This window comes from Nonlabens agnitus (assembly GCF_002994045.1).
Classification (GTDB): Bacteria; Bacteroidota; Bacteroidia; order Flavobacteriales; family Flavobacteriaceae; genus Nonlabens; species Nonlabens agnitus.
Map to the genome: position 1 here is coordinate 611,719 of NZ_MQUC01000003.1, position 22,472 is coordinate 634,190.

General features: G+C 41.0%; 19 protein-coding genes. 5 read left to right on the forward strand and 14 right to left on the reverse strand.

The features are described 5' to 3' along the window. Window positions 1-2: 2 nt before the first annotated feature. The 4 genes from BST86_RS03045 to uvrA form a co-directional block, all read right to left on the reverse strand. Window positions 3-2,414, reverse strand: a complete 2,412-nt coding sequence (locus BST86_RS03045) for an alpha-ketoacid dehydrogenase subunit alpha/beta (RefSeq protein ID WP_105981968.1) — start codon at window positions 2,412-2,414, stop codon at window positions 3-5. Between the two features lie 57 nt (window positions 2,415-2,471). Beyond that, a complete protein-coding gene (locus BST86_RS03050; RefSeq protein WP_242446446.1) occupies window positions 2,472-5,279 on the reverse strand; it encodes a gluzincin family metallopeptidase in 2,808 nt (935 codons plus the stop codon). A gap of 105 nt (window positions 5,280-5,384) precedes the next feature. Beyond that, entirely contained in the window at window positions 5,385-6,074 is a 690-nt protein-coding gene (locus BST86_RS03055; protein ID WP_105981970.1) for an LOG family protein, read from the reverse strand. A gap of 4 nt (window positions 6,075-6,078) precedes the next feature. Then, the gene (gene uvrA, locus BST86_RS03060) at window positions 6,079-8,910 is read right to left on the reverse strand and encodes an excinuclease ABC subunit UvrA (protein WP_105983927.1); all 2,832 of its coding nucleotides are present in this window, start codon (window positions 8,908-8,910) and stop codon (window positions 6,079-6,081) included. Between the two features lie 240 nt (window positions 8,911-9,150). Between uvrA and BST86_RS03065 the strand changes: the two genes are divergently transcribed. Further along, window positions 9,151-9,606: a hypothetical protein gene (locus BST86_RS03065; RefSeq protein WP_105981971.1), complete on the forward strand. Its 456-nt coding sequence runs from the start codon at window positions 9,151-9,153 to the stop codon at window positions 9,604-9,606. Here BST86_RS03065 and BST86_RS03070 read toward each other — a convergent pair. Further along, complete coding sequence (locus BST86_RS03070) at window positions 9,584-10,288, reverse strand: hypothetical protein (protein ID WP_172443304.1); 705 nt, start codon at window positions 10,286-10,288, stop codon at window positions 9,584-9,586. The two genes, BST86_RS03065 and BST86_RS03070, sit on opposite strands and share 23 nt — an antisense overlap. A gap of 86 nt (window positions 10,289-10,374) precedes the next feature. Continuing rightward, complete coding sequence (locus BST86_RS03075) at window positions 10,375-10,911, reverse strand: inorganic diphosphatase (RefSeq protein WP_197275400.1); 537 nt, start codon at window positions 10,909-10,911, stop codon at window positions 10,375-10,377. A 185-nt stretch (window positions 10,912-11,096) separates the two neighbouring features. Between BST86_RS03075 and BST86_RS03080 the strand changes: the two genes are divergently transcribed. The 3 genes from BST86_RS03080 to BST86_RS03090 all read left to right on the forward strand — a co-directional run bounded on the left by BST86_RS03080 (window position 11,097) and on the right by BST86_RS03090 (window position 14,784). Then, window positions 11,097-12,251 (forward strand): vWA domain-containing protein, encoded by a 1,155-nt coding sequence (locus BST86_RS03080; protein WP_105981972.1) that lies wholly within the window; start codon window positions 11,097-11,099, stop codon window positions 12,249-12,251. A gap of 122 nt (window positions 12,252-12,373) precedes the next feature. After that, window positions 12,374-13,837 (forward strand): magnesium chelatase, encoded by a 1,464-nt coding sequence (locus BST86_RS03085; protein WP_105981973.1) that lies wholly within the window; start codon window positions 12,374-12,376, stop codon window positions 13,835-13,837. A gap of 65 nt (window positions 13,838-13,902) precedes the next feature. Next, the gene (locus tag BST86_RS03090; RefSeq protein ID WP_146126699.1) at window positions 13,903-14,784 is read left to right on the forward strand and encodes a hypothetical protein; all 882 of its coding nucleotides are present in this window, start codon (window positions 13,903-13,905) and stop codon (window positions 14,782-14,784) included. On the opposite strand, the gene BST86_RS03095 is transcribed toward BST86_RS03090, so the two are convergent. Then, window positions 14,781-15,530: a thioredoxin family protein gene (locus BST86_RS03095; protein ID WP_105981975.1), complete on the reverse strand. Its 750-nt coding sequence runs from the start codon at window positions 15,528-15,530 to the stop codon at window positions 14,781-14,783. The genes BST86_RS03090 and BST86_RS03095 overlap by 4 nt on opposite strands. Window positions 15,531-15,666: 136 nt before the next feature. On the opposite strand from BST86_RS03095, the gene mazG reads away from it, so the two are divergent. Then, window positions 15,667-16,443, forward strand: a complete 777-nt coding sequence (mazG, locus tag BST86_RS03100; RefSeq protein ID WP_105981976.1) for a nucleoside triphosphate pyrophosphohydrolase — start codon at window positions 15,667-15,669, stop codon at window positions 16,441-16,443. 54 nt (window positions 16,444-16,497) lie between these two features. On the opposite strand, the gene BST86_RS03105 is transcribed toward mazG, so the two are convergent. From BST86_RS03105 to BST86_RS03135, 7 genes are all read right to left on the reverse strand, one after another. Beyond that, the gene (locus tag BST86_RS03105) at window positions 16,498-16,653 is read right to left on the reverse strand and encodes a YqaE/Pmp3 family membrane protein (protein WP_055412409.1); all 156 of its coding nucleotides are present in this window, start codon (window positions 16,651-16,653) and stop codon (window positions 16,498-16,500) included. Between the two features lie 92 nt (window positions 16,654-16,745). After that, complete coding sequence (gene purB, locus BST86_RS03110) at window positions 16,746-18,086, reverse strand: adenylosuccinate lyase (protein WP_105981977.1); 1,341 nt, start codon at window positions 18,084-18,086, stop codon at window positions 16,746-16,748. 64 nt (window positions 18,087-18,150) lie between these two features. Beyond that, the gene (locus tag BST86_RS03115; RefSeq protein ID WP_105981978.1) at window positions 18,151-18,735 is read right to left on the reverse strand and encodes an adenylosuccinate lyase; all 585 of its coding nucleotides are present in this window, start codon (window positions 18,733-18,735) and stop codon (window positions 18,151-18,153) included. Beyond that, a complete protein-coding gene (locus BST86_RS03120; RefSeq protein ID WP_105981979.1) occupies window positions 18,732-19,424 on the reverse strand; it encodes an SIR2 family NAD-dependent protein deacylase in 693 nt (230 codons plus the stop codon). Before BST86_RS03120 ends, BST86_RS03115 begins: the two co-directional genes overlap by 4 nt. 2 nt (window positions 19,425-19,426) lie before the next feature. After that, complete coding sequence (locus BST86_RS03125) at window positions 19,427-20,590, reverse strand: THUMP-like domain-containing protein (protein ID WP_105981980.1); 1,164 nt, start codon at window positions 20,588-20,590, stop codon at window positions 19,427-19,429. Window positions 20,591-20,596: 6 nt separating this feature from the next. After that, window positions 20,597-21,700, reverse strand: coding sequence for an AI-2E family transporter (locus BST86_RS03130; protein WP_105981981.1), 1,104 nt, complete (start codon window positions 21,698-21,700; stop codon window positions 20,597-20,599). A 6-nt stretch (window positions 21,701-21,706) separates the two neighbouring features. Continuing rightward, on the reverse strand, window positions 21,707-22,354 hold the full coding sequence (locus tag BST86_RS03135) for a DUF4159 domain-containing protein (RefSeq protein WP_105981982.1): 648 nt from the start codon (window positions 22,352-22,354) through the stop codon (window positions 21,707-21,709). Window positions 22,355-22,472: the final 118 nt, after the last annotated feature.

The following is a 22,472-nucleotide window of genomic DNA, read 5'->3' on the forward strand; positions in this document are numbered from 1 at the left end:
GTCTAGTTTTTGACGTATTTATCAGGACGTGCTTCATGCATGATGTCATAAACTCTATCAAAGATGTCGTCGACGCTAGGCTTAGAGAAATAATCTCCATCAGTTCCATAAGCTGGTCGATGTTCTTTTGCGGTAAGGCATTGCGGCTTGCTGTCTAGATATCTCCACGCATTTTGTTTGCTGATGATCTCATTGAGAATATATGCACTTGCACCACCAGGAACATCTTCATCAACAACTAAAAGTCTGTTGGTTTTCTCCACACTCTTTACAATATCATTGCTCACGTCAAATGGTAAAAGGGATTGTGCGTCGATAACTTCTACATCAATTTCTACTGTTTGTAGAAGTTCTGCGGCATCCATCACTAATCTAAGAGTGGATCCGTAGGAAACAATCGTGAGATCTGTTCCTTCTTTCATCAATTCAACCTTACCGATAGGTGTTTTAAATGCGCCAAGATTTTCTGGCATCTTTTCCTTAAGGCGGTAGCCGTTTAAGCACTCTACAACAAGAGCAGGTTCATCGGCTTCCATTAAGGTGTTGTAGAATCCAGCTGCCTGCGTCATGTTTCTAGGAACCAAGACATGAATACCACGAACTAGATTAATAATGCCGCCCATAGGCGATCCACTATGCCATATACCTTCTAATCGGTGACCACGCGTACGGATGATCACTGGTGCTTTTTGTTTACCAGCGGTGCGATACTGCACAGTAGCGAGGTCATCACTCATCAACTGTAGGCAATAGAGTAGGTAGTCTAGATACTGTATTTCTGCAATAGGGCGTAATCCACGCATGGCCATACCTATTCCTTGACCTAAAATCGTGGCTTCACGTATACCCGTGTCTGATACTCTAAGCTCACCATATTTTTCCTGCATGCCTTCCAGTCCTTGATTGACATCACCTATGGTTCCGGCATCTTCACCAAAGATGAGCATCTCTGGATATTTAGAAAATAAGGCATCAAAATTATCACGCATGATCAATCGAGCATCTACCATTTCTGCATCATCTGCATATGTAGGTGTCACAGGATCAATATTAAACACAGACCATTTTGAGTCACTGTATAATTTGCTACCGTAATTATGATGTTGTTCTTCAATGTAATCTTTAAGCCATTGTTTAGCTTGGTCCAGATGGGCGTTGCTCTCTTTAAGCGTCATTCTCAAAATACTGCGCACACCTTCCAGAAGTTCTTTGCTCATCAAATCTTTCTGACTTTTTAAGTCAGCAATGATAGGCTCAATAAAATTTTTATTTGGAGAAGCGTTTGCAATAGCTTCCAGTATGGGCATGACCTCGTTACGTTTGCCTACCATAGGTCTTAAATAAGAGTCCCAAGCGGCTTTTTTACCTTCACGCACTTCTTTTTTGATCTCTTTTTCTAGAGCTGTAAGATCTTCATCAGTTGCAATTCCGTTTTCTATGATCCAGTTTCTGAATTGTTTGTTACAATCATGTTCACGTTCCCAATTGAGACGCTCTTCATCCTTGTAACGCTCATGGGAACCACTGGTAGAATGCCCTTGTGGTTGCGTCAATTCATGCACATGGATCATGATAGGAACGTGCTCTTCTCTTGCGATGGCACCAGCTTTCTCATACGTAGCGACCAATTCTGGATAGTTCCATCCTTCTACTTCAAAAAGCTCATAGCCAGGATCATTTTCATCACGTTGGAATCCAGCTTGTATCTTGCTTATATTCTCTTTGGTAGTTTGATGTCTTGCGTGAACACTAATACCATAATCATCATCCCAGACACTTATCACCATGGGAACCTGTAAAACACCAGCGGCATTGAATGTTTCCCAAAAATGTCCTTCGCTTGTACTTGCATTACCTATGGTTCCCCAAGCGACCTCATTTCCCTGATCTGAAAATGGGTTGTCTTCTGCGATTACCGTACTGTTTCTAAATACCTTAGAAGCTTGTGCAAGCCCTAATAGCCTCGGCATTTGCGCTGCAGTAGGAGAAATGTCAGGACTAGAGTTTTTCTGATTTTTAAGGGATTTCCATGAACCGTCTTCATTCAAACTATGCGTGGTAAAGTGGCCACCCATTTGTCTTCCAGCACTCATAGGTTCCTGGTTGATGTCTGTATTAGCATACAGACCCGCAAAAAACTGTTCGATGCTTAATTCACCTATCGCCATCATAAAGGTTTGATCACGATAATAACCACTGCGCCAGTCACCTTTTTTAAAGGCTCTCGCCCAGGCGAGTTGTGGTAATTCCTTACCATCTCCAAAAATCCCAAACTTGGCCTTACCGGTAAGTACCTCGCGACGGCCCAAAAGACTGCACTCACGACTGGTAACCGCTATGCGATAGTCTTTTAGAATTTCATTATTAAAATCGTCCTTTAGGAGCGCTTGTTCCGTAGATTCTTCAATTTGCATGTGTGGAAAATGGTTTATCCACAAAGATAATGAAACCCTCTTCCAGTTACAATAAAACTAGTACCAGCGACGATTGAAAAGATTCACAAAAGTATTGATGTCCAAAGTCACGATAAAACGGATTTTCTGGTCATAATCTTGCTGGGCAATTTCCCATCGATTATTGCTATAAACAGGGAAATAAAGCTCAAAATAATCTTGTAGCAAATTCACACGTATACCGCTATCGTAAACAAACTTTGGTGCGACCGTAGTGTTCTTGACTAAGCCTACATCACCATAGGCATAAATGTATTTCCAGATGCTGTATGATGAATTGAGTGTCGTGATCCAGCGATTTGCAAAAGCAGGCTCTAGCTGGGATTTGAATCCGCCTTCTGCAACGATGAGTTGCTGAGAGAAAAGCCCAGAATCCTCAGATCTACCGTAATAGTTGTAATCAAAAAGGTAATCTGTTGGGCGATCTAGTGCAAAAGAGAAAAAATCAGAATCTCCAGTGTCGTTATATAAAAAGGTGCCGGCGTAGAATCTAAAGTTCAACTGGCGATTGTCCTTGAAGAGCTTGCGCCATTCTGCACTACCATTAAGTTTTCCAAATTTCCCAGAAATCTCTGCGCCCACACGATAGGAGAAGAACCTCTTGAGATTAGGGTCGCTGTGGTTCCAGTTGATACTAAAAACGTTGTAGTCTGGTTCATTGACGGGATTGCTTTCGTCTCTATCACGATTTACCAAGATATTTCTAAAACTAAGTGTTTGCCTCTTGTTGCTTCTCAAGTCTTCAGGTCTGTAAGATAGATTTAGGAACGTAGAAACCCTTCTATATAACAGGTCATCTGCATAGGAATAGGTGTTTGCGCCAGCGCCATAGCGCACTTGGTACAAACGCTCTGATCTGTCCTCAATAGGTTTGGAATAAGCAAAACCGAAGGATCCGATCAGCTTTCCAGAGTTAGTTCCATAAGTAGGGTTGATACCGTATCTAAAAGGCTTGGGCAACAAGTTACCGTTATAGAAACGCGCGCCTATGCTCACACCGTCGTACAGATTGTAACCCAGATCGGGTATCAAAAAAACCTCAGTTTTGGTAGGGTCTTCCACATCCTTGAACAACTTCAAACTTAAGGGTCTACTTAGACTTGGTAGACTTTTGAGCGTTCTATAATTATCCCGTTGCGAAAATTCAGGAATGAGCTGTTTGTAGTTGAGAGCTATACGATTAGCACGCTTTCGCGAAAGCGTCACCACGGTATCTCTAGCAAACGCCGGCAACCATCTTGTACTCACGATGCTATCGTTGTCCAGCGTGTAGATGGGAACAGGTAACATTCGACCCGATTTATTCTTAAGCTTCACGGTAACGGAATCGTCCTCTTTTTTTATGGATCTAATTTTCCAATCCATGCGCACGTGTGATCGTATATAGTCCTCAAAAAACCAGTTGATGTCTTGATCTGTATATGCGTCCAAAACACCTCTAAAGTCTGCTGTAGAAATGGTTTTGGAAGAACTTGCGGCGTATAGTTCCTTGATCGTCTTGTCCAATGCGTCATCTTGCAAATAATTGTCCAGATATAAAAGGCCGACACCAGCTTTGTAGGGAATACCTAATTCTTGGTTGTATTTGACCAGGCTATCTGCTGGCGTTGTGATCGCTTGATCGAGGTTGAGACGTGAGGTGTTCAAAAAGAGCAATGCGTACCTATCGTTAAAGCCTAATTTTGCAGCATTAAAACTGCGCAATCCCCAAACTTTACTGAACTTTCCAGCAATTTTAAGGTCTGGATAATGGATCTGTTGATAATCCATCATAGCAAATACCGCGATGGAACTCGCGATCCAATAATCTTCACGAGGGTTTGTTTTCAAACCTTCGTCCAGCCATTTGCGCGTCAGGGCTTTCAACATTCTTACTTCATAGGTAAATCCAGCTGGAAAGGGATTTATAAATTCTGGGAGCGAACTAAGACCAAAAACTGGACTTTCGCGATAAAAGCGATCAGATACGACTAGGTTATCATGAGGATATGGTCCTAGCTTATCAGTGAGAAAGCCAGTGATTTTGTTGAGCAGCAATTGCTTCATTTCTGGAGCTAGATCATCCTCCTTAATATCTGTGGTAACCAGAAGATCGTTGGTCTTAAAAGTTTTGAACTGATCGTTGGTATTTCTCAAATACAGATCTGCTTGAGAATAGCTTTTCCCCTCAAACAAGTAGCTGTTTCTAACACCAGTAGGTGCATACAGAGTCAAGGGAACATTGCTGGTGGCAAAAAGATTGGTAGGCGTGTGCAAGGAAATCGTGAAATCAATCGTTTTTCCATAAAAGTCATCCAAATCTTTATGAGAATAGTATTCCCAAGATCCATCCACGAAATTTGCTGGATGCAAATACCAATATTTTAAGTTGTACTCACCTTTACTGGTTTTCCCGTAGTTGGTAAAGTCATCTTCGGGAATTTGTACGCTGTATTTGAGTTCGAAGGTTTTGGATTCTTTTGGCTTAAGTGGTGTGTCCAGTAATAATTCAACAATGTCTTGTTGATCATCAAGCCTGTGAATGGTATAATCCTTTGAACCATTATCAGTTGAAATAACGGTTTTACCTCGATCCTCATCGTTGGCAAATTGGAATCGGTTTTTGAAATCTTCTGCAAACCTATTCGCTAAAGCCGTTTCTTTAGAGCTAAAAGAGTTGGCCCAATCCAGCAATACAACGCGATCCCAATCTTCATTGGAATCATTGGTGACCGTTAGCGTTTGCTCGATTTCCAATAAGTCATTATCTGGATCAAGAAATGCAATGATTTTCGTTTGATTTTGAGCAAACGAAATCACTGGAATCAATAAAAATAGAAATCTCAAAGGTTTCAAATACAAATATTTAGGGCAAAACGATTAAGATAGTTAGGGCAATAGGTCGTTTGAGAAATATAGGGTGCTAATGGTTGATCAATTACTGATCCAAAATTAAAAGTTAGGACTCAAAGAATATTTCTTGTAGAAATTATTGATGATTTCTACAGCTTCCTCGCTGGTGTCAACCACATGCAAGAGATCAATATCTTCAGGGCTTACGGTAAAGAACTTTTTATCCAGCGTGCCTTTGATCCAGTCCATAAGGCCTTCCCAAAACTCAGAACCCATCAAGATGATAGGAAAACGACCTATCTTTTTAGTCTGTATCAAAGTAATCGCCTCAAAAAGTTCGTCGAGTGTACCAAAACCTCCAGGCATCACTACAAAACCTTGAGAATACTTGACAAACATGACCTTGCGTGCAAAGAAATAATCAAAATCAAGACTCTTATCACTGTCAATATAAGGATTGTCATGCTGCTCAAAGGGCAAAGCAATGTTCAATCCTACTGATGTACCACCAGCCAGATGAGCGCCCTTGTTACCAGCTTCCATGATTCCAGGGCCACCACCAGTGATGACACCGTACCCATTTTCTACAATCTTTTCTGCCACCTCTGTAGCGAGTTGGTAATATTTATTATCTGGTTTTAATCGAGCACTTCCAAATATGGATACACATGGACCTATGCGGCTCATGCGTTCAAATCCCATTACAAATTCAGAAAGTATTTTAAAGGTGGCCCAACTGTCGTTGGTCTTCAAATCATTCCATCCTTTTTCTCTTATCTCTTTTCTCATATGCTTACTTCAATTCTTTCTTTAAAAATCTAGCGGTATGGCTGGTTTTGTTTTTAGCCACTTGTTCTGGTGTTCCTGTGGCGATCACCTCGCCACCACCGCGACCACCTTCTAGTCCTATATCAATGATATGGTCTGCAATTTTAATAACATCCATATTATGTTCGATGACCAGAACGGTATTTCCTTTATCTACTAATTTATTCAGGACTTGTAATAATACTCTAATATCTTCAAAATGCAAGCCCGTCGTTGGTTCATCTAGGATATAAAAGGTATTTCCAGTATCACGCTTTGATAATTCTGTTGCCAGCTTGATACGTTGTGCCTCTCCACCAGATAATGTGGTAGATTGTTGTCCTAGAGTAATGTAGCCCAGGCCTACATCTTTAATAGTTTTAAGTTTACGATGGATTTTAGGTATAGGTTCAAAGAAATCTGTCGCTTCATTAATGGTCATTTCCAAAACGTCACTTATCGATTTGCCTTTGTATCTAATTTCTAAGGTTTCCCTATTGAATCGCTTGCCTTGACACGTTTCACAAGTCACATAGACATCTGGTAAGAAATTCATTTCTATCACACGCAAGCCACCACCTTTACAGGTCTCACAACGGCCACCAACCACATTAAAACTAAAACGACCTGGTTTGTAACCTCGTATGAGCGCCTCTGGAGTTTTTGCAAATAGGGATCGAACCTCGTCAAAAGTTTTTGTGTAAGTAGCAGGATTTGATCTTGGCGTTCTACCTATAGGGCTTTGGTTAATATCAATCACCTTGTCACAATGGTCCAGACCTTTGATAGACTTGTAAGGCATGGGCTTTTTCACGCCATTGAAAAAATGCGCGTTCATGATAGGGTAGAGCGTCTCGTTAATTAATGTGGATTTACCGCTACCTGAAACACCGCTCACCACAATCATTTTTCCCAAAGGAAAATCAACCGATACATTCTTTAAATTATTACCAGTACAGCCCTTTAAGGATATTTTCTTGCCGTTGCCTTTGCGACGTTCTTCAGGGATCTCGATTTTCATTTTACCGTTAAGGTATTGAGCGGTCACCGTATCATGTTTCAAGATCTCTGCAGGAGAACCTTGGCTAATGACCTCGCCACCATATTTTCCAGCTCGTGGTCCAATATCAATCACGTGGTCTGCGCGCTCGATCATATCCTTATCGTGTTCTACTACAATGACCGAATTGCCCACATCACGCAGGGATTCCAATGAATTGATCAATTTTTCATTGTCACGCTGGTGCAGTCCTATACTAGGCTCATCTAAAATGTAAAGCACGCCCACGAGCTGCGAACCTATTTGGGTCGCCAGTCGTATGCGTTGCGCTTCACCACCAGAAAGTGATTTCGCACTTCTATTAAGTGATAAGTAATCAAGACCTACGTCCAGCAAAAACTGAAGGCGTTCCCGTATTTCTTTTAATAATTCTGTGGCTATTTGTTTCTGCTTTCGCGAAAGCGAACTCTCCAAATCATCAAACCACGCGACCAGCTGCACGATATCCATCATGGCTAGGTCTGCAATGTTTTTCTCATTCACCTTGAAATACAAAGATTCCTTTCTCAGCCTAGAACCATCACAAGTAGGACAGGTAACACGATCCATAAATTCTTTGGCCCATCGCACAAGACTCGTGCTATCGTTATTTTGATAGGTTTGATCTATAAAGTTTGCGATGCCTTCAAAATCAATATTGTAGCTGCGCTTGACACCTATTTCCTTAGAATCTACCTTGAGCGACTCTTTGCCGCCGTAAAGAATCATCTGGATGGCCTCATCTGGCACATCACTCAAAGGATCTGTCAGCTTAAAACCGAATTTTGTGGCGATAAGCTCCAGTTGCTTGAAGATCCAGTTTTTCTTGTTGTCTGGATAAGGAGCCAGGCCACCTTTTTTGATACTCAAACTGGTATCTGGTATGATTTTGTCAGGATTGACTTGATACAAGGTTCCTATACCATTACAGGTTTGGCAGGCGCCTTTAGGTGAATTGAACGAGAAATTGTTGGGCTCTGGCTCTGGATAAGAAATCCCAGTTGTGGGGCACATCAAATTACGAGAGAAATAGCGTCCATCCTTGCTGCCTTGAGGTACGACCATCGCAATGTCGTTCCCATGATACATGGCGGTTTTTATGGATTCATCCAATCGTTTGATATCTTCATCTGTCGTGCCTACCTGGATGCGGTCAATGACAATTTCTATGTCATGCGTTTTGTATCGATCCAGCTTCATGCCTTTTGTTATATCGACGATCACACCGTCGACTCGCACCTTTACAAAACCTTGCTTTGCAATCTGTTCAAACAGTTCCCGGTAATGTCCTTTACGGGAACGTATCACCGGTGCCAACAAGTTGATGCGGTCGCCTGTGTAATCATCTATAATCAACTGTCTGATTTGCTCGTCACTATAGCTCACCATTTTCTCACCCGTATTGTACGAATAGGCATCACTGGCGCGAGCGAACAACAGTCTCAAGAAATCATAGATTTCTGTAATGGTACCAACGGTGCTGCGCGGACTTTTTGAAGTGGTTTTTTGCTCAATGGCGATAACTGGCGATAAGCCATCGATTTTGTCAACGTCTGGACGTTCAAGGCCACCCAGAAACTGACGTGCATAGGCAGAAAAAGTCTCAATGTAGCGACGCTGACCTTCTGCATAAATGGTGTCGAAGGCCAACGAACTTTTTCCAGAACCAGAAAGTCCGGTAATGACTACTAGCTTTTCTCTGGGAATGTTGACATCTATGTTTTTTAGGTTATGTACTCGAGCTCCTTGAACTTCTATAAAATCTTCGTTTTGGGACATATTTTTCATGCAATTCTGCGAAGTTACCTTATTGCAATTTGCTGTCCATATAATGTTTTATCAAAAAATTAATTGTTTCATTTCCAGATGTTAGTTCGATTAAATGAAGGTGGCGACTCGCTTTTAATCGATTAATCTAACGATACATCGTAATGTGCTGGGTTTGCAAAATCTGTCGTGACTGATTTACGTAGATCCTTGTAGTTTTGCATGCTGACCAATCATTTAAGAAACTTGTCTATGAGTAGATTTTACCCCAAAAGTGATATTCGAACTTTACTTTATGCCATGCTTAGGGTTGGCTTGGGTCTGTATCTACTTATCCATGCTGTGATAGGTTTGATGGACATGGACAACTTTATGTTGACCGCTTTGGGATATCTTGAAGATTCCTCTGTAGAATTTTTAGCCTATTTGACACCTATAATTCCGTTTATGGAATTTTTCCTAGCTGTCATGATTTTGACAGGCATTTATACAAAGGCTGCCTTGCAATGGGCAACCGGTATAGGTATCTTTTTTATGCTCATGTTTCATTATTTGGACGATCTGTCCAGCGCATTGGAACATTCATATACAGTAGTGATCAAGCTTACCTTGATTATAGGGATTTACTACAATAAGTTTTCAATGGATTACTACAACCTTTGGAACGTGCGCAAAGAAGTTGCCTCTATTGAGCAGAGACATCAGTAATAGGGATTTCAAATCCAAATACTGATTTTTTCATGGCGAGCGGGAAACCGGCATCAGTCATTTGCCAATCTTCCCATTTAGCCTCAATACCATCTAACGGAATAATATTTACCCACATTTTAAAATTCTGTGGGCGATAATTCTTGTCAAGTTTCCATACATAAACATCTCCAGGCGTGGATCCACCGCTGGTGTATCTCACGAGTAATTTCTCCTGTGCATCTTCTTGAATAATTTCACGTTCCGTTCCTGGATCCATGATTTTATGCGGAGCGATTAACCAGAAACTATCGTTATTGAAATTATTCAAGGCATATTCAATCGCATCTTGTTTTGAATCACCTTGTAGCATGTTACCTTTTTCGAAAGCAGTGCTTTTAGAAACATCTTTAGTCAAAAGATGTAATTTGTTCTCATTCCATTGTACCACAACACTATCTTGTTGTGGATACCATTCATAATGATTTTTATCCCTAAAGGTCCAGGTGATTTTTTGAGCTTTGAGATAATCCTCGTGATCTATCGCTTCCAGCATTTTGAGAGCTAGCGCATCTGCACTATCGCCCTTCGTCCCGCTAGGAACATCTTCATCAAAAACAAATTTAAGGGTAAAACCGGCGATTACTATTAGGGCAACTATAGCCAGAATGAGCTTGAGAACTACTTTAAAAAACTTTTTCATAGTAAGCGTTTTGATCAAGGTATTCATAAAAAAAGTCTGCTGAAAATTATGTTCCAACAGACTTCAAAATTTATTGAGTCGCAACATTACTTGCCGAATTTTTTCTCATAATCCACGATGGCCTGTTGTACAATTTTCATGGCCTTCTCGCGTCCCTGGAAATCTTCTACATCCACCGTTTTGTTCTCTAGCTTTTTGTAGTCTTCAAAGAAATTGCGCATTTCCTTTTTCCAGTATTCTGGCAGTTCTGACACGTCATTGAAGTGCGCGACACTCATGTCGTTAGCTGCAACGGCTATAATTTTGTCATCCATCTCGCCGCCATCCATCATCTGCATAACGCCTATGACTTTTGCCTCAACCAGACACATGGGAACAATCTCAATTTGTGATAGCACCAGGATATCCAGTGGATCCTGGTCATCACAATAAGTGCGTGGTATAAAACCGTAATTGGTTGGATAATACATGGACGAGTAGATCACGCGATCCAGGATCAACATTCCAGATTCCTTGTCCAGCTCGTATTTAGCTCTCGTATTCTTTGGTATTTCAATAATTCCAGTTACCGTTTCTGGAGCATTCTCGCCATAACTTACATCATGCCACGGATTCATTTTCATAGTCATCGGTTTTTATAAAAGCTTGCAAATTTAAGGTTTATACGCTTTCGCGAAAGCGAACTCCACACAAAACTCATCACAATCATCAACTCCAGTGATTTTTACCGATGACTCCTTGCAGCTAAAGGCGTGTTAAAAGACCAAAAGCGTAAATTTTCTTCACGTCTGACGACTATCTTTAAACTATGACGAGACAGGAACGCAGCGGCTTTAAGTTTGAATTCTACGATCCCAAAGAGTTGGATCCATTTGATAAGTTGTTTGATATTTTCAAAGAGCTGATCACGCATACTTCAGGAGATTTTGACGAGGCCATTGACTGGTTGCGCGAGCTGGATAAGGAATACAAGCTCACTACGCCAGAATATACCATCGACGATTTTATAGAAGATCTTAAAGAACGTGGCTATATAAGAGAAGAATTTGATCCCAACGCTGGTGGCGATGGAGAAGGAGACGAGGAAGGCAGTGGACCGGGAAAATACTCGATCACGGCCAAAACGGAGCAACTGCTGCGCAAACATGCCTTGAATCAGATTTTTGGGAACATGCGCAAGGGAAATACTGGTAACCACAAGACCGATAAATTAGGATCTGGTGATGAACATACCGGTGATTTTAGAGAATATCGATTTGGCGATGGTCTGGATCGCATTTCCATGACCGAGAGTTTGCGCAACGCGCAGATCAATCATGGGATGGACGATTTCTATCTTTCAGAAAGTGATTTGATTGTTGAGGACACGCAATTCAAAGCACAAATGAGTACGGTGTTGATGATTGATATCTCACACTCCATGATTCTTTATGGAGAAGACCGCATCACACCTGCAAAAAAAGTAGCCATGGCGCTGGCCGAATTGATTACCACACGTTATCCCAAGGACACGCTGGATATCATCGTTTTTGGTAACGATGCCTGGCCCATCAAAATAGCCGATTTACCTTATTTAAAAGTTGGACCTTACCACACCAATACAGTAGCTGGTTTACAACTGGCCATGGACATTTTGCGCCGCAAGAGAAATACCAATAAGCAGATCTTTATGATCACTGATGGTAAACCCAGTTGCCTGCGATTGAAAGATGGTCGTTATTATAAAAACTCCAATGGGTTGGATGAATATATTGTGGAAAAATGCTACACGATGGCCGCACAGGCAAGACGTTTGCATATTCCCATTACCACTTTTATGATTGCTAATGATCCTTATTTGCAACGTTTCATTGATGAATTCACTGAGGCTAATCAAGGAAAGGCATTTTTCACTGGCCTCCAAGGGTTAGGAGAAATGATCTTTCATGATTATGAGGCCAATAGGAGAAAGAGATTGAAATAGAAAATTAGAATACTTGCTCGAGCTCAATTGAAAACTACTTCAAAGAACGGTGTAGTTATCTCGAACGATAAATGATATAGTCAATAATAGATTCCGTTAATCAACGGGAAGACAATAAAAATATGAACATAGAAAATATAAAGACATTAGGCGAACTCAAAAACTCTGGATGGAAATCAAAATCCATCAAAGACGAGTTGAGAGATAATCTTAAAGAGAATATCAAAAGCGGTAAAGATTCTTTTACAGGAATTCATGGTTATGAGAATAGCGTGATACCAGAATTAGAACGCGCCATTTTGTCTAAACACAACATCAATCTTTTAGGCTTACGTGGACAGGCAAAAACACGACTTGCAAGACTGATGACTGGTTTGTTGGATGAGTATATACCATTTGTTTCTGATAGTGAGATTCACGATGATCCACTGGCACCGTTGTCTAGAACTGCGCAACAGATCATTGAGGAACATGGAGATAACACTCCTATATCTTGGTTACATCGCGATGATCGTTTTTATGAAAAACTAGCCACGCCAGACGTTACGGTAGCAGACTTGATAGGAGATATTGATCCCATCAAAGCAGCTAACCTCAAATTGAGTTATGCCGATGATCGCGTGATTCACTACGGTATGATTCCGCGAGCGAATCGCTGTATTTTTGTCATCAACGAGCTTCCAGATTTACAGGCCAGAATTCAAGTGGCGCTTTTCAACATTTTACAGGAAGGTGATATCCAAATTAGAGGTTTCAAACTAAGACTAGCACTGGATATGCAGTTTGTTTTTACTGCCAATCCAGAAGATTATACTAACCGCGGTAGCATTGTGACGCCATTAAAGGATAGAATAGGTTCACAAATCCTAACTCACTATCCAGAGAGCATCGAGATTGCCAAAACGATTACCCAACAGGAAGCCCGTAACGATGATCGCATCAAGGAAACCGTTTATGTTCCGGAACTGGCTAAAGACCTACTCGAGCAAATCAGTTTTTCCGCACGTGAATCAGAATATGTAGATGAAAAGAGCGGCGTGAGTGCTCGTATGAGCATCACAGCTTATGAAAATCTATTAAGTACTGCAGAGCGTCGTTCCCTTATGAATGGTGATGATAGGACTGTGATACGTCTATCTGATTTTGCTGGAGTGATTCCTTCCATCACTGGAAAGATTGAACTGGTTTATGAAGGTGAGCAAGAAGGTGCTGCTTTTGTCGCAAACGAATTAATCGGTGATGCTATCAAGACTTTGTTCCCATCTTATTTCCCAGAGCTCAAAAAACTCAAGAAGCCAGATGAAGAAACACCATACGATAAGCTGGTAGAATGGTTCTTTAATAATGATGCTTTGGAACTATTGGATGAACTCAATGATTCTGATTATAGAGCACTGATTGATCAGGTAACGCCACTGGAAGATCTGGTGCAAAAACACCAGCCAGAAACCAGTAAAGAAGATCGTTATTTTTTAAAGGAGTTTATTCTTTGGGCGCTTGTGGAATTTGACAAGCTCAGTAAAAAACGATTTACGGAAGGCTATCAATTCAATGACCTTTATAGTGATTTTGTAAAAGGCATTTAAAAAACACTTCAATTCTTCATAGGTTGATGTTCATGGGTAATACCTTTGAATATCAACCTTTTTTTATGCGATCCCTTTACTTTATTCTTTTCATTACCATTGCTTTTATATCTTGTAAGTCAGAACCTGAAGTCGAGCCAGACCTACAATTAAACAAAGAACAACAACAAAAACTACACATGACAGCAGTGAGCCTTATGGATGCCATTGGCACCAACAGACCTCATGTGGTTATGGATCAATTTGACCATAAGTCGTTCTCAAAACGTTTGGGTAAAAATTTCTACCAATTCAGCGCACAGGAACAATCCTTAATTATGGGTACGCTAGTGAATACGCTGGGTCAAAGTATCGCCGCGTTGACCACAGCCATTGCAAATCAACAGTATGTGGTCAGATTGCTGGATACCAGGCAAGATGGTAATGTATCTGTAGTCACCTTGGATGTGGTTACTCAGGATCAGCAAGATCTAGTGAACTTCTTAGTGCTGTATCTCAAAGAGAATAAGGGTGGAGAATTTGTTTTAGTGAATTTTTACAACGTTTACGATGGTAAAAGCTTCGGCCAACTGGCTAAAGCCTTTTTGAAATATGATTTTGGAAGTGAGCGAATCATGAGACATCTCAAAAACTCCATGGAAACAGCAGAAAGCGCTATGTACTATGAAAAGGTTGGTGAATATGAAAAGGCTTATGACCAGATGAATTCCATGAGCAAGGTATTTAGGGATTTTGGACAATTTCCAGTTTATAGAACAAAGCTGGCCTCAAGAGTTAATGATTCTATTTATCTGGAAGAGCTAGAGCATCTCAAGGAACTAACACCTAACGAGCAGAGTAGAAAGCTTTACGACTGTCTTGACTTAAGCCTTACTGGAACTAAGGTTACTGCCACACAATGTTGGGAAGAGTTTCAGGCCATCCTGCTGGAGAGAATAGAAGACTAACCTTTAATTTCCTTTACTAGGTTATCGAGAGTACCTGTGTATTCACCGTTGGCAACCATCATTTTTCTAGCTTTCTGTGCAGTGGCGAGTGCTTCTTTTTTGGCTCCCAATTTCTTTAGATAGCTTGTTTTTAAAAACAAGGTACTACTAGATGGTTTGATTTCAAAGGATCTATTTACCAGTACCAATCCTGCTTGAAGATCCTTAATATCTGTCAGATTGTTGTGGATGGACCACGCCATTTTATTCAAGTTGGCATCGCTATGCCATAAGGTTTGTAGATTGGTCTTGGTCAGTTTGGGATGAGCACCAGCGATCACCTTCAAGTCGCTAGGTACCGGTTGATAGGCTAGGAGCTCCTTGGTAGGTTTCATGATGGCGTGCTTTGCAAAAAGCGTTTTCAGGTCTGCATCTGCCATCGCGCCGGTGTGCTGTCCCAGCACCGTACCGTTTTTTAAAAATACGAAAGTAGGCACGCCAGCGATGTTGAGAATATCATCGGTAATATTCTGGTCAATGTCCATTTTATAAATAGTAGCCACAGCTTTGGGATCGCTGGCCATTTTTTCAATGCCAGGTTTCATCATGCGGCAAGGACCGCACCAGCTTGCCGTAAAATAAAGTACTTTCATCTCATCGTCGGCTTTCATTACGGTCGTTGACATATCAGCATCTGCAATAAAATCTTGCGCTGTAGCCGCATTCAGCATAAAAAGTGAACAAAAAGTGATAAGAAAGTATTTCATAAGTACTGCGTTTGGCAACTTGCTATCTAATTTTATACCAAAGTGATTGTTGTTGAGTTCGCTTTCGCGAAAGCGATATCATTCAACCACCCACAATCAAAAATAAGAACTTACCACATTATCATAAACCTATTGCATGAATAACCGAAAAGAACAACTGGAAGCGCTTGACCGATTGCTTACTATCATGGATGAGTTGCGGGAAGGATGTCCATGGGACCGTAAGCAGACCTTGCAATCCCTTCGACATCTTACCATTGAAGAAACCTATGAGCTGGGCGATGCGATACTGGATAATGATATAGAAGAGATCCCTAAGGAGTTGGGTGATTTGTTGCTACACATTGTTTTTTACTCCAAAATAGGCTCTGAAACTAACGATTTTGATATTGCCACCGTGGCTCATGGGATATGCGATAAGCTGGTATCAAGGCATCCACATATCTATGGCGATGTTGAGGTAGCCAATGAAGAAGAGGTCAAGCAAAACTGGGAAGCGCTCAAGCTTAAAGAAGGTAAAAAAAGTGTGTTGGAAGGTGTGCCTAAAAGTTTGCCGGCATTGGTAAAAAGTTCGCGAATTCAAGACAAGGTTGCTGGTGTAGGCTTTGACTGGGAACGACCAGAGCAGGTCAAGGAAAAGCTGGAAGAGGAACTGCAAGAACTTCAAGAAGAGGTAGACAACGGCAACAAGGATGCTATTGAAGCAGAATTTGGCGATGTGCTATTCTCCTTAGTCAATTATGGCAAGCATCTAGGAGTCAATCCAGAGGACGCGCTGGAGCGCACCAATAAAAAATTTATCAAACGCTTTCAATATCTGGAGTCTAAAGCAGGTGAACTGGGAAAAAACTTGAGCGACATGACTCTTGCCGAAATGGATATTTTCTGGAATGAGGCTAAAAAGCTAGGATAAAAAAATGGCGCCCAACGGGCGCCATTCTTCTCTTTTTCTTAGCAATTTAAATATTTATCGTGAGGTCACGATAAATGCGTGGATCACTCCTGGTATAAAGAATATAAGGGTCAAGATTAAATTGATAATAAAATCCTTACCGAATCCTTTAGCTAGGCCTACACCTAGGGGCGGAATAAAAATATTCAAGATGATGGTTAGTAAACTCATAGTTTTAGTTTTTGGTTGTAATTTAAAACTAGAACTATAGTCTCGTTGAGGTCGTTAACTTCGCCCCAATTAAGTAGGAATTAACTTATTAATTAGGGTTTAATACCTGTAAATGAAGAAGGTGTGATGACTCTTAATTCTTCTTTAATGGATTCACTTACATCCAGACCCTCAATAAATTGAGCCATGCTGGTGGCTGTAATCTTTTCATTAGTCCTTGTCAATTGCTTCAATGCCTCATAAGGATTAGGATAGGCCTCGCGTCTCAAAATTGTCTGAACAGCTTCTGCGACAACGGCCCAGTTGTTATCAAGATCTTGGGCTATCTTATCAGAATTCAAAAGCAATTTATCCAATCCTTTAGCCGTCGCCTTGAAAGCAATGATCGTATGCGCAATGGGCACACCTACATTACGCAACACCGTAGAATCTGTAAGATCACGTTGTAACCTAGATACAGGAAGCTTTGCCGATAGGTGTTCAAAAATGGCATTTGCAAGACCTAAATTACCTTCACTGTTTTCAAAATCGATAGGATTGACCTTATGAGGCATGGCACTGGATCCTATTTCACCAGCTTTAATTTTTTGCTTGAAATAGTCCATGGATATATAGGTCCAGATATCCCTATCCAAATCTATCAATATGGTGTTGATACGTTTCATGGCGTCAAAAAGCGAAGCCATAAAGTCGTAGTGCTCAATCTGCGTGGTGGGAAAACTATGTTTAAGTCCTAATCTGTTTTCTACAAAATCAGATCCAAAGGCTTTCCAGTCCACTTGAGGAAAAGCTACATGATGCGCGTTGTAATTTCCTGTAGCGCCACCAAATTTTGCTGCATTGGGAATATTCTTAAGCGTGGATAATTGCTCTTTTAATCTGACGACAAATACGTCAAACTCTTTTCCTAATCGTGTAGGTGATGCAGGTTGTCCATGAGTACGCGCCAGCAATGGTATGTCCTTCCATTCATTTACAAGGACTTCCATTTGAGAAATAAGAGCTTCCAGTTCTGGAAGGTAAACTTCTTGAACTGCTTCTTTAATAGATAGAGGTATAGCGGTATTGTTGATGTCCTGAGAGGTAAGTCCAAAGTGGATAAACTCCTTGTGAGCCACCAGATCCATGAGGTCAAATTTCTTTTTTAAGAAGTATTCAACCGCCTTGACATCGTGGTTGGTCGTCTTTTCTATGAACTTGATTTCCTGCGCATCCTCTTCCGTGAAGTTGCGATAAAGATCGCGTAGTAGTGACTTAGTTTCTTCCTTGAACGGTTGCAGTTGGGCGATTCCGCTTTCGCTTAAAGCGATAAAATATTCAACCTCAATAAGCACTCTATACTTGATAAGTGCCGCTTCTGAAAAGTAGTCTGACAGCGCTGCGACTTTAGTATGATAACGACCATCAATGGGTGAAATAGCTTGTAAGGACATAGTAGATCTTTAAAGCTTGCAAAAATAAGATTTTAAGAGCGATCCAGCACTGTAGATGTGCCGCTTAAGCCTGTTTTTGCCAGCTTAATTTAGTAAGGATCTCACGACCGCAACTGCGATAGCCTTTATTTTCTGGATCCATGATGAGCCGCTCAATAAAAACGGGTAGTTGATGTGGGATTAAATCAAACTCATTGCGCATGAGATACAGGCTTCTCGTGGCATACATCAAGTTTGCAGACCTACCGCTATCATTGATCAACGCGTCAAAAGATGCTCTAACTAATTGTTCTTTCATTTCCTGAGTGATCAATTGTTTTACCTCGTGATCACGTGGCCCATAATAGGACTTAAGAACTTCAAAACCTATTTTAAGCAAACATCTCATACCACTCACATTGACTTGAGTGGTGTAAAGACTAAATATCTTCTCCATGTGTGGATAACAGGTTTCAGGAAAAAGATAGTAAGCCTGTTCCAGACACCAGCACGCCTTGTGGGAAACGGGCGATGAAGGATGACAATAGGCAATAAGATCCTCAATGGAACCTTCCTGAACGAACTTAGTCGCAAGGCGCACACGTGATTCCTTGTACGGGTATAAATCTGCTAATTGTTCTTTGAGAATAGGTACTTTCAATGTATTCATGTGTTAGTTAGAGATAGGTGAATCATGTCACAAGCCTTGCGTACACCAGTGCTTGCATTTTCTTCTATCACGGTTAAGTTACCATTACTTTTAAGATTAGGTCGTGGATCTATCAAATAGATAGGTGTTTCTTGTGGTGCATAGTGCATTAAACCTGCCGCAGGATATACCTGTAGGGACGTGCCTACAATGATTACCGCATCGGCCTGCGCCGTGAGTTCGATCGCGGTTTCCATAGCGGGAACTTCCTCGCCAAACCACACGATATGTGGCCTCATTTGGGAACCTTCTGGACAGGAATCTGCCACGGTGATATCGTCCGTCCAGTCCACAATGTAGTTGGGATTTGAGGTGCTGCGCGCCTTGAGCAGCTCGCCATGCAAATGCAGTACATTGGTGGATCCAGCACGTTCATGAAGGTCATCCACATTTTGCGTGATTACGTGTACTTCATAATTGCGCTCGAGTGCCGCAATGCAATAGTGAGCCTCATTAGGCTCGACCGTATGAAGTTGGGCTCTACGCTGGTTGTAGAAATCCAGGACTAAGGTAGGATTGTTCTCAAAACCTTGTGGCGATGCGACTTCCATCACGTCGTGTCCTTCCCACAGTCCATCAGCATCCCTAAAGGTGGCGATACCACTTTCTGCACTGACACCTGCGCCAGATAAGATGATGATTTTCTTCATGACTAGATCTTAATAGCTTCTATGACCACAGGACCGCGACCAGCGATACTGGTAAAAAAAAGGTAGTTGGTCTCGTGTTCTGTAAAATTAAATATAGTGCGTATTTTTTTTACGCTTTCGCGAAAGTTTCTCGTCACAACAGCATGCGCACCTTTACCAAATTGACGTTTGATCGCCTTAGGCTTGTAGTCCTGCACGCTCAAAACTTCAAAAGATCGCCCTGGAAATTTTATTATTTCGTCATGCGTAAACAAATGCGCATCCTGATCAATTTTTGAAACCTGAAATTGAGCGCTCAATTCACCAAAAGCTTGCGACTTCATTATCGCAGCATTGGGTTCATACAGATACTTTTGTAATTCTGCCATTTGAATAGGTGCATCTTGATCTAGCGTGTATTTAAAATCAGGTTGGTCAGTCGCTAGGTTGACTGCCGTCACTTGAGTCTGCGTGCTGTTTCTATTCAAGATCCAGAGCAATTCCTTCACCTCGTTTTTTACCGCTACAATGTGGATCTGAGATACATGTGCAAGTTGTCTCATCCCAGCAGTGATATCCAGCATGGGCGAGGTTTTCATCATGATAGTGGCTCCTTTTTCAAACAACAAATCTTGATACTTTGTAACATCTGGTTCATAGTCTGCCAATAAAACCGCCTTGTTGGTAGCAGCCGTTTTTCTGCTGGGATCCAGGTAGATGAGGTCAAATGTTTCCTCTGTAGATGTGAGGAAAGAAATCCCATTTCCTTGGTGGCTTTCAATTCCTGAATTTAGAGCTTTAAAATTATGGTTGGCTATTTGTTGAAGTGTTGGATCGAGTTCTATGTGGATGGTTGTGGAGTACGCTTTCGCGAAAGCGATATCATCTATTCCCATGCCGCCAGTGAGATCAATCATGCTATCACCCTTGATAATGCTGCCTTTATAGACCGCTGTTTCCCAACTACTGGTTTGCTCAAGATTTACCTTAGGCGGATAAATCACCTGGTCATTTTCAAAAAGAACCGGGAATTTATAATGGGCTTTTTGAAGGCCGATGAGCTGTTGCGCCAACTCTTTATTATCGATCTGAAAAGGATGTGAGCGCAACAAAAAGACCGCTGCATTCTCATGCAAATGCTGCAGCAGATAGGCTCTCACCTGCGGTTGCAACAATTGATGATTCATTAGATTTTACAGATTTTGCGTTAGCTTCTTAACGATTTTATACTCGCTCAAAAACTCCTTGGAAATGACCTTGATCGCCGTGTAGGTAGGTATGGCAAGTACTAGTCCTATGATCCCAAACAGTAATCCAGCAATCAAAATGATGATAAAAATTTCTAATGGATGCGATTTCACAGATTTTCCAAAGATTAAAGGCTGGTTCAAGAAATTATCGATCATCTGAATAATACCGTAACCTATGCTCACCACAATAAGTTGCGGTAGAATGATTTCGGTAAAGTTGGCCCCAAGGTTATCACTTATGACAAATGCACTCATTAAAAAGTAGCCTATGGCTGGCCCTAGATAAGGAATCAAATTGAGCAGCGCACAGAAAAAGGCGATGATCAACGCATTCTCAGTACCTAATGACAAGAGCAAAATTCCATAGAGAACAAAAATGATCAGGATTTGGAAAATTAGTCCTATGAAGTACCTAGAGAGCAGTTGCTTGATTTTAGTAAAAGCTCTTAAAAACTGGCCTTCATTACCTTTTTTAGAGAATACCAAAACTCCTTCTAGAAGTAATCGACTGTCTTTCAAGAGGAAGAAGGAAATAAATAGAATGGAGAATAATCCAATTAACAAGCTTCCCAAAGTACCAAACAAACCATTGACAAACTGCGGTATCAAGTCCATGGTCAGGTTTTCCCGTACAAATTCAAGGTTTTGAATGCGCTCCAGCACGTTCACCTTACTGATTCCAAAATAATCGCTGATTTGCGTGTTGAGTATCTCTAGATTGTCTTTGACTTCTTCGATATCAATTTTGGAAATATTCTCGCCTTGCTCTGCGATTACGGGAATGATCATCAGTATCGCACCGACGATGACTGAAAATAAAATAATTAAAGTAACGATAACGGCCAGAGTGTTGGGAAAATTGAGTCTGTCTCTCAAGAATAGAACAATAGGTCGTCCAACTAGAGATAGCACCGCAGCAAAACCTATGTAGAACAATACCGACTGGATTTCCCAAAGAAACCAAGCGAGAAGGAATACACCAGCAATAATAAGTAGTGCTCTTAGTAATCCAAAAGCGATGGCTCGCGAGGTAGCTCTTGTACCCATAAATAATTAGTTAGTAAATACGTACTTGATGATGTTGGCACCCATGTCGAGCGCTTTTTGTCTCACTTCTTCTGGATCGTTGTGGACTTCTGGACTTTCCCAACCGTCACCTAAATCGCTCTCAAAAGTAAATAAAAGAACTAACCTATTTTCATGAAATATTCCCATCGCCTGTGGGCGGTTTCCATCGTGTTCATGAATCTTAGGCAAACCCTGTGGGAAATTTTTATAACTACTAAAAATTGGATGGTTAGCAGAAAGCTCGGTCAATTGCTTGTCAGGAAACAATCGAACTAACTCCTTTTCAAGATAGGGTTTCATCCCATAATTATCATCAATATGTAGAAATCCACCGCTCAAAAGGTAATTCCTCAAATTTTCAATCTGCTCTTGACTGAAGACCACATTACCATGCCCAGTCATGTGAATAAAAGGATATTGAAAAATATCAATACTTTGCGCTTCAACTGTTTTAACATCATTAGAGAAAGTAGTTCCTAAGTTTTTATTACAATAGGATACCAGGTTAGGTAATGCAGTAGGATTAGAATACCAATCACCACCACCATCATATTTAAGCACCGCGACTTCTTGAGCAAATAAAGTGCTAATCCCTAGTGTTGAGATTAATAAAGTAAAGCAAAACGTTCTCATCGATTCAATGTTAATTTAAGGTTAATTATTTTTAACAAAATCATAAATAATAAACGTTTTATTCATTAGTTTTAGAATTATAACGCATGAAAACTCTCGATATGGTATTTAGACCCAT